The sequence below is a fragment of the Arthrobacter rhamnosi genome, from assembly GCF_054510855.1.
In genome coordinates this window covers 177,517-185,494 of record NZ_JBTNDT010000008.1, presented here as the reverse complement: position 1 = coordinate 185,494, position 7,978 = coordinate 177,517, and the positions used below count along the sequence as shown (strand labels likewise).

At 67.4% G+C, this 7,978-nt stretch carries 3 protein-coding genes; all 3 read right to left on the bottom strand.

Features of this window, described 5'->3' with window-relative positions; genetic code table 11:
• Nucleotides 1-327: 327 nt before the first annotated feature.
• From glgB to ACX80I_RS15350, 3 genes are read right to left on the bottom strand one after another with little or no spacing between them, the layout of a single operon-like run.
• On the bottom strand, nucleotides 328-4,143 hold the full coding sequence (gene glgB / locus ACX80I_RS15360; protein WP_459345971.1) for a 1,4-alpha-glucan branching protein GlgB: 3,816 nt from the start codon (nucleotides 4,141-4,143) through the stop codon (nucleotides 328-330).
• Nucleotides 4,140-5,909: a maltose alpha-D-glucosyltransferase gene (gene treS / locus ACX80I_RS15355; protein WP_459345970.1), complete on the bottom strand. Its 1,770-nt coding sequence runs from the start codon at nucleotides 5,907-5,909 to the stop codon at nucleotides 4,140-4,142. Before treS ends, glgB begins: the two co-directional genes overlap by 4 nt.
• Nucleotides 5,909-7,948: an alpha-1,4-glucan--maltose-1-phosphate maltosyltransferase gene (locus tag ACX80I_RS15350; RefSeq protein WP_459345969.1), complete on the bottom strand. Its 2,040-nt coding sequence runs from the start codon at nucleotides 7,946-7,948 to the stop codon at nucleotides 5,909-5,911. Before ACX80I_RS15350 ends, treS begins: the two co-directional genes overlap by 1 nt.
• Nucleotides 7,949-7,978: the final 30 nt, after the last annotated feature.

Sequence of the window (7,978 nt, the reverse complement as noted above, 5' to 3'; positions counted from 1 at the left end):
GTATCAACAAACTTGGCACACTATTGAGTTCTCAAACAACAGGAGCTACCGGCACCAAACACAACCAAACCGCTGTGTCCTCGCTCCGAAGCAACTTTTCAAGCCTACCCCGCTTCTTCCGTTTCTCCAAATCGGCCGGTTCCCGCTTCCCTCGGCCCTCGATCCCGTCCATGCGGATAGAAGGTGAGCCTTGGTTCTGTGGTTGTCGGCCGATCAGATGTCTTCATCAGCGCGGATATAAACAGTAGCACCGGTGGGTCCGGAATGTAAAACAGCGGCGGACCCCCTCGTGGAAGGGGGTCCGCCGCCGGGCCTACCGGCCGCCGGTCAGGAGGCTGCGGGCTTCAGGTAGAGCACTCCGAGAGGCGGAACCCGCACGTCGCCGTATGCCGGCTGGCCGTTGTGCGCGCCTTCCTGGGCTGTCACGAGGCCGCGGTTCCCGACGCCCGACCCGCCGAATTCCTCGGAGTCGGTGTTCAGGACCTCGGTCCATTCCCCCGCCCAGGGCAGTCCGACCCGGAAGCCCTCGTGCGGGCCACCGGCGAAGTTGGCGATGCACACGAGCGGGTTCCCCTGGTGGTCCCAGCGGATGAAGGACAGCGTGTTGTGCTCGCCGTCGTTCTCGTCGATCCACTGGAAACCGGCAGGTTCGTTGTCCCGCGCGTACAGCGCCGGGGTCTCCTTGTAGATCGCGTTGAGGGTGCGGACGAGCTCCTGGACACCCTTGTGCGACGGCGTGTCGGTGAGCCACCAGTCGAGGCTGTGGTGCTCGGCCCACTCGGATTCCTGGGCGAACTCCGATCCCATGAAGATGAGCTGCTTCCCGGGGTGGGCCCACTGGAACGCGAGGTACGCGCGAACGTTGGCCAGCTGCTGCCACCGGTCGCCCGGCATCTTGCGCAGCAGGGAACCCTTGCCGTGCACGACTTCGTCGTGGCTGATGGGGAGCATGAAATTCTCGGTGTAGGCGTACACCATGGAGAACGTCGCCTTGCCGTGGTGGTGCACCCGGTTGATCGGGTCCTCCGAGATGTACTGCAGGGTGTCGTGCATCCACCCCATGTTCCACTTGATGCCGAAGCCGAGGCCTCCCGAGCTGGTGGGCCTGGTCACGCCGTCGAACGCCGTCGACTCCTCCGCGATCATCACGATGCCCGGCGCCCTCTTGTAGGCGGTCGCGTTGACCTCCTGCAGGAAGGAGATGGCCTCGAGGTTCTCGCGGCCGCCGAACCTGTTCGGGCGCCACTGGCCTTCCTCACGGGAGTAGTCGAGGTAGAGCATCGACGCGACGGCATCGACACGCAGCCCGTCGATGTGGAATTCCTCCAGCCAGTAGAGCGCGTTCGCAACGAGGAAGTTGCGGACCTCACGGCGGCCGAAGTCGAAGATCAGCGTGCCCCAGTCCTGGTGCTCCCCGAGGAACGGGTCCCCGTGCTCGTACAGGGTGCCGCCGTCGAAGTTGGCCAGCGCCCACGCGTCCTTCGGGAAGTGGGCAGGAACCCAGTCCATGATGACGCCGATGCCGGCCTGGTGCAGCCTGTCGATCAGGTACTTGAAGTCGTCGGGCGAACCGAAGCGCGAGGTCGGCGCGAAGTAGGACGTCACCTGGTAGCCCCACGAGCCGCCGAAGGGATGCTCGGCGACCGGCATGAGCTCGACGTGCGTGAAGCCCTGCCAGGACACGTATTCCACGAGCTGCTCGGCGAGCTCCCGGTAGCCCAGCCCCTGGCGCCAGGACCCGAGGTGCACTTCGTAGACGCTCATCGGGCCGTTGTGGGGATCGCCGGCGGCACGCGCCTCCATCCACTCGTCGTCACCGAAGACGTAGGTCGACTCGACGACCTTCGACCCGGTGAGGGGAGGGACCTCGGTGCCCCGCGCCATCGGGTCGGCCTTCTCGCGCCACTGCCCGTCGTTGCCGAGGATCTCGAACTTGTAGCAGGTGCCCGCCCCTGCCCCGGGGATGAAGATCTCCCAGATGCCGGAGCTGCCGAGGGCGCGCATGGCGTTGACGGTTCCGTCCCAGCCGTTGAAGTCGCCCATGACGCGCACGGCGCGGGCGTTCGGGGCCCAGACCGCGAAGGACACTCCGTCGATGTCGCCCAGGACGGACGAGTAGTGGCGGACATGCGCACCGAGCGCGGTCCACAGTGTCTCGTGCCGGCCTTCACCGATCAGGTGCATGTCGATCTCGCCGAGTGTCGGCAGGAACCGGTACGGGTCGTCGACGATGTCCGGTTCGCCGCCGTAGGCCACCTCGAGCCGGTAGTCGGGGACATGTCCGGGGTTCTCGGCGGGGAGGGCTCCGACCCAGATGCCGTTGTGCTCGTGGTGCAGCTCGGTACGCCCGGAAGCGGTGATGACGGTGACGGAGCGGGCCAGGCGGCGCAGTGTCCGGATGGTCACGACGTCGTCGTTGCCGAGGTGCGCGCCCAGCACGGCGTGCGGCTGGTAGTAGCTGCCTTCCGAGACCTGGTGGAGGACGGACGGGTCGACCGGGACGGGGGTCAGGTCCGCCGCTGCGGAGCCGGTGGAGGTGTCGGGGACGTCGTCCTGGTCGGAAGAGGCCACTGCCTCCTTCGCCTTCACGGCCAGTCCTGCCGTTGCGCTCTTCGCCTTGCCGGCCACGGCCTTCGCCGTATCCGCGACGGCCTTGGCCGCCTTGCCTGTGATGGTCTCTTCGCCTGTGCCCTCGTCCGGGCCGGAGTTCTTCGGGGGGTTCATGTCAGCTGCTTTCGTAGCGTCCGCTCCGGGCTGTGCACCCAGCGCGCGTCGGACATCCCGGACGGGCATCTCTACCCAGTCCGGCCTGTTGCGGATCTCGTAGACGACTTCGTACAGGGCCTTGTCGAGCCAGAGGGCGCGGAACAGCGGACCTGCCGTGTCGACGGGCGCTCCGGCCTCCTCCGCGTACCCCGCCAGGAAGGCATCGCGCGCGGCGTCCGACCACTGTTCGGTCTCGGCGGCCTCGGGGGAACCGACCGGAGCAGCCCCGCGGGAGGCCGCGGCGTACTCCAGGGAGCGGACCATGCCGACGACGTCGCGCAGTGGGACGTCGGGGACGCTCCGCTCCGCGGTGGGCCGGAGGGGCTCCCCCTCGAAGTCGATGATGAGCCATGTGCCGTCGGGGGCCTGGAGGACCTGACCCAGGTGGAGGTCGGCGTGGATGCGCTGCAGGGGCGGGATGTCCCCGAGGCTTTCGACGTCGCGGATGATGCGGTCGACCTCGGCGCCCCGGGGCCCGACGGCGTTCCCCGCTTCCTCCCAGGCCCAGCGGATGCGCTGTACGAGCGCGTCCTTGAACTCCTTCTCCTCGGTGTCGCTCGCCCTGCGGCTGCCGAAGGCGCCCTCGAGCTGCCGGTGGATCCGGGCGACGGCCTGGCCGAGACCTCGTGCCTCGGTGGTGAAGTCCGTTGCGGAGGACGCCGCGAGCGACGCCGTGCGCCACGCATCGGTGCTTCCCTCGACGAAGTCGCGCAGGACGCTGACGTGGCCCGTCACATGGTGGCCGGGTTCCCCGTGCGGTTCCTGCCAGGTGCCCGTGATCCACCCGAAGGTGTCCGGGGTATCCGTGGACCCTTCGGCGGTGAGCCCTGCGCTGATGTACACGTCGGGGCTCTCACCGGCGGCGAGGACGCGGAAGAATTTCACGATCATGGACCCCGCGCCGGTGCCGTACACGACCGAGGTGTTCGACTGCTCACCCTGGAGCACCTTCACGGGCTGCGCCGTGCCCGGCTCCTGGTGGGCGGGCGCCTTGATGACGACGCCCGAGAGCCTCCCGTCGGGGGTGCTGCTGCCGCGCAGGAGGAAGTCGACCCACAGGCGCACGAAGTCGGCGTCGTGGGTCGCGTCGTAGGCCCACTGCGGGCCGAGGTCGGGATGCTCGACTTGGCCGATGAGCCCGGACGCGGCGTCGTCGAGCGGTTCACTGCGGTAGCTGATCGGCACACTGACGACGTCGGTCCGCCGTCCGGAGTCGACGGCCAGGAAATGCACCTCGAAGCCCGCGGCACCGGCGGGATCCTCCAGGACCGTTCCGCCGACGACCGTCAGGGCCGCCGACGGTTCCTTCGCGGGAAACCACCGCTGGGACGGAAGCCATTCCGTGAGGATCTCCGGGATGAAGGGGGTGTGCGTCATGATCGGATCGCCTCCGGCAGGGGGATGACGGGCATCGCTTCCGTGTGCGGGGACGACGTGTTGGAGCTCGCGGACCGCACGCGCAGCCAGAAGAAGTCGTGGCTGCCGAGCGTCAGCGTGTTCTCGCCGTCCTCGGCGAAGGCCGGGAAGATCGCCCCGCCGAAGAGGTCCCGCAGGCCACGGCCCGCGAATTCCGGGAGGCGCATCTTCACTGCCACCGGATGCTGCGACAGGTTGAAGATGCACAGCACCGACTCTGCGGGCTCGCCTTCGGCATTGCCCGACTCGACCTCGCGGAGGAACGCCAGGACGTGCTCCGAGTCGACGGGGACGTTGCGGTAGGTGCCGAGCCCGAACGCAGGATGGGCCTTGCGCACCGCGAGCATCTGCCGGACCCAGTGCAGGAGCGAACTCGAGGTCGCCATCTGCGCTTCGACGTTCACGTGGTTGTAGTGGTACACCAGCGACTGCACGACCGGGAGGTACAGCTTGCCGGGGTCCACCGGGGAGAAGCCCGCGTTGCGGTCCGGGTTCCACTGCATCGGGGTGCGGGACGCATCACGGTCCTCGAGCCAAATGTTGTCGCCCATGCCGATCTCATCGCCGTAGTAGAGGAACGGGCTGCCGGGCAGGGACAGCAGCAGGGCGTGGATCAGCTCCACTTCGGCCCGCGAGTTGTCGAGCAGTGGGGACAGCCGCCGGCGGATGCCGATGTTCGCACGCATGCGGGGATCCGGCGCGTACCAGCCGAGCATCGCCTCGCGCTCCTCGCTGGTGACCATCTCGAGGGTGAGCTCGTCGTGGTTGCGGAGGAACGTGCCCCACTGGGCGCCGGCCGGGATGTCCGGGGTCTCCTTCATCGTCTCGATGATGGGGGCGGCCTTCTGGTCGCGCAGCGCGTAGAAGAGCCTCGGCATGATCGGGAAGTGGAAGGACATGTGGCACTCGGGGCTGTCCTCGTCGCCGAAGTACTCGACGACCTCGTCCGGCATCTGGTTCGCCTCGGCGATGATGACCCGGCCCGGGTAGTTCTCGTCCACCATGGCGCGAAGGCGCTTGAGGAACTCGTGCGTCTTCGGCAGGTTCTCGCAGTTGGTGCCCTCCTCCTCGAAGAGGTAGGGGATGGCATCCGCGCGGAAGCCGTCGATGCCCTGGTCGAGCCAGAACCTCACGACGTCGAAGATGGCCTCCTGCACCTTGGGATTCTCGAAGTTGAGGTCCGGCTGGTGGCTGAAGAACCGGTGCCAGAAGAACTGTCGGCGCACCGGGTCGAACGTCCAGTTCGATTCCTCGGTGTCCACGAAGATGATGCGCGCGTCCTGGTACTTCTCGTCCGTGTCGCTCCAGACGTAGAAGTCGCCGTACGGGCCCTCGGGGTCCCGGCGGGACTCCTGGAACCAGTGGTGCTGCTCCGAGGTGTGGTTGAAGGGCAGGTCGATTATGACCCGCACGCCGCGCGCATGAGCCTCGGCGACGAGCCGCTTGAAGTCGCCCAGCGAGCCGAACTCGTCGAGGACATCGTAGTAGTCCGAGATGTCGTAGCCGCCGTCGCGCAGCGGGGACTTGAAGAACGGTGGCAGCCACAGGCAGTCGACGCCGAGCCACTGGAGGTAGTCCAGCTTGTCGATCAGGCCCGAGAGGTCGCCGGAGCCGTCCCCGTTCGCATCGGCGAATCCGCGGACCAGGACCTCGTAGAAGACCGCCTTGCGGTACCAGTGGGGGTCATGGGCCAGTCCGGGTGCGTTGAGCTGGAAGGGGTTGGGCACTAGCGCTGCCTCCTGATCGAGAGAATGTGGGCGGGCTCCACGTGGGGATCGAGCCGGACGTAATTATGCTCGCCCCAGGTGAAGGTCTGACCGGTGATGAGGTCGTCCACCAGGAACGTACCGTTCTCGTCGAAGTCGGCGGCGTCCAGCCCCAGCTGGCTGAGGTTCAGGGACACCGTGCTCTCCCGCGTGCTGTGCGGGTCGACGTTGACGACGACGATGACCGTGTCCTTGCCCTCCGCCGTCTGCTTGTGCTTGGCGAAGACCACGGTGGCGGTGTCGGTGCTGCCGTGGACGGTGAGGTTCTCGAGGTCTCCCAGTGCCGGGTGCGCCCGGCGGATCGCATTGAGCCTGGTGATGAACGGCGTGAGGGAGCGTCCCTCCGCCTCGGCGGCGGCATAGTCCCGCGGCCGGTACTGGAACTTCTCGTTGTCGATGTACTCCTCGGCACCCGGACGGGCGACGTGCTCGTACAGCTCGTAGCCCGAGTAGACGCCCCACAGCGGACTGGCCATGGAAGCGAGCACCGCCCGGATCTTGAAGGCGGCCGGCCCGCCGTACTGGAGGTACTCGGTGAGGATGTCGGGGGTGTTGACGAAGAAGTTGGGCCGGAAGTAGGCGGGCGAGACCTGGCTGATCTCGGTGAAGTACTCCTCGAGCTCGGTCTTGGTGTTGCGCCACGTGAAGTAGGAGTACGACTGCTGGAACCCTGCCCGGCCGAGCGCATGCATCATCGGCGGCCGGGTGAAGGCCTCGGCGAGGAAGATGACGTCCGGGTGCTTCTTGTTCACGCGGGCGATCAGCCACTCCCAGAACTGCACCGGCTTGGTGTGCGGGTTGTCGACCCGGAAGATCTTCACGCCGTGCTGGATCCACATGAGGACGATCCGGAGGACCTCCTTCGACAGGCCCTTCGGATCGTTGTCGAAGTTGATCGGGTAGATGTCCTGGTACTTCTTCGGGGGGTTCTCGGCGTAGGCGATGGAGCCGTCGACACGGGTGGTGAACCACTCGGGATGCGAGGTCACCCAGGGGTGGTCGGGGGAGGCCTGCAGCGCGAGGTCGAGGGCGACCTCGAGGTTCAGTTCGTTGGCACGGGCCACGAAGGCGTCGAAATCGTCGAACGTCCCCAGGTCCGGGTGGATCGCGTCGTGGCCTCCGGCCTCGGAGCCGATGGCCCAGGGTGATCCGGGATCGCCGGGGCCGGCGGTCAGGGTGTTGTTCGGGCCCTTGCGGTGCGTCCGCCCGATGGGGTGGATCGGTGGGAGGTACACGACGTCGAAGTTCATGGCCGCGACCGCGTCGAGGCGTTTGGTGGCCTCGCGGAACGTGCCGGACGTCCACTCGGCCGTCTCGGGGTTGTAGGTGGCTCCCTCGGATCGGGGGAAGAACTCGTACCAGGCGGCACGGCCGGCCAGTTCGCGCTCCACGTTGATCGGGTACGCCTGCGACGCGGTGACCAGCGACCGGATGGGCTGGCGTGCGATCGCCTCGTGGATCTGCGGGGACAATCCGGCGGCGAGGCGCGCCTCGACACTCTGGGACGTGTCCGCGAGGGCGTCCGCCGCACGGCGGAAGAGTACGGCGTCGCGCGCCGAGCGCTCCCCGGCGGCCCGCGTGAAGAGCGCGGCTCCCTCTGCCAGCATCAGCTCGACGTCGACCCCTGCGGCGATCTTGATGGTCGCATCGTGCTCCCAGGTGCCGAAGAGATCGGACCATCCCTCGATGGTGAAGGTGTGCAGGCCCTTGGCGCGCGGGGTCAGCGTGCCGGCCCAGCGGTCCAGCCCGGACCCCACCGGCGTCATGCGGACGCGCTGCACCTCCTTGCCACGGGGGTCGTAGAGGACGGCTGACACGCCCAGCTGGTCGTGGCCCTCCCGGAACACGGTCGCGCCCACGGCGATGTCAGAGCCGGGGATCCCCTTGGCGGGAAAGCGGCCGTCCTCGATGACAGGCGTCACGGCCGTGATGGGGATACGGCCAAAACGGAGTCCCTCGGGATACTGGACATTTCGGTTCTGCTCGGTAGTGGTCGTCACCCGTAAGACGTTAGCGAGTAATGAGCCGAA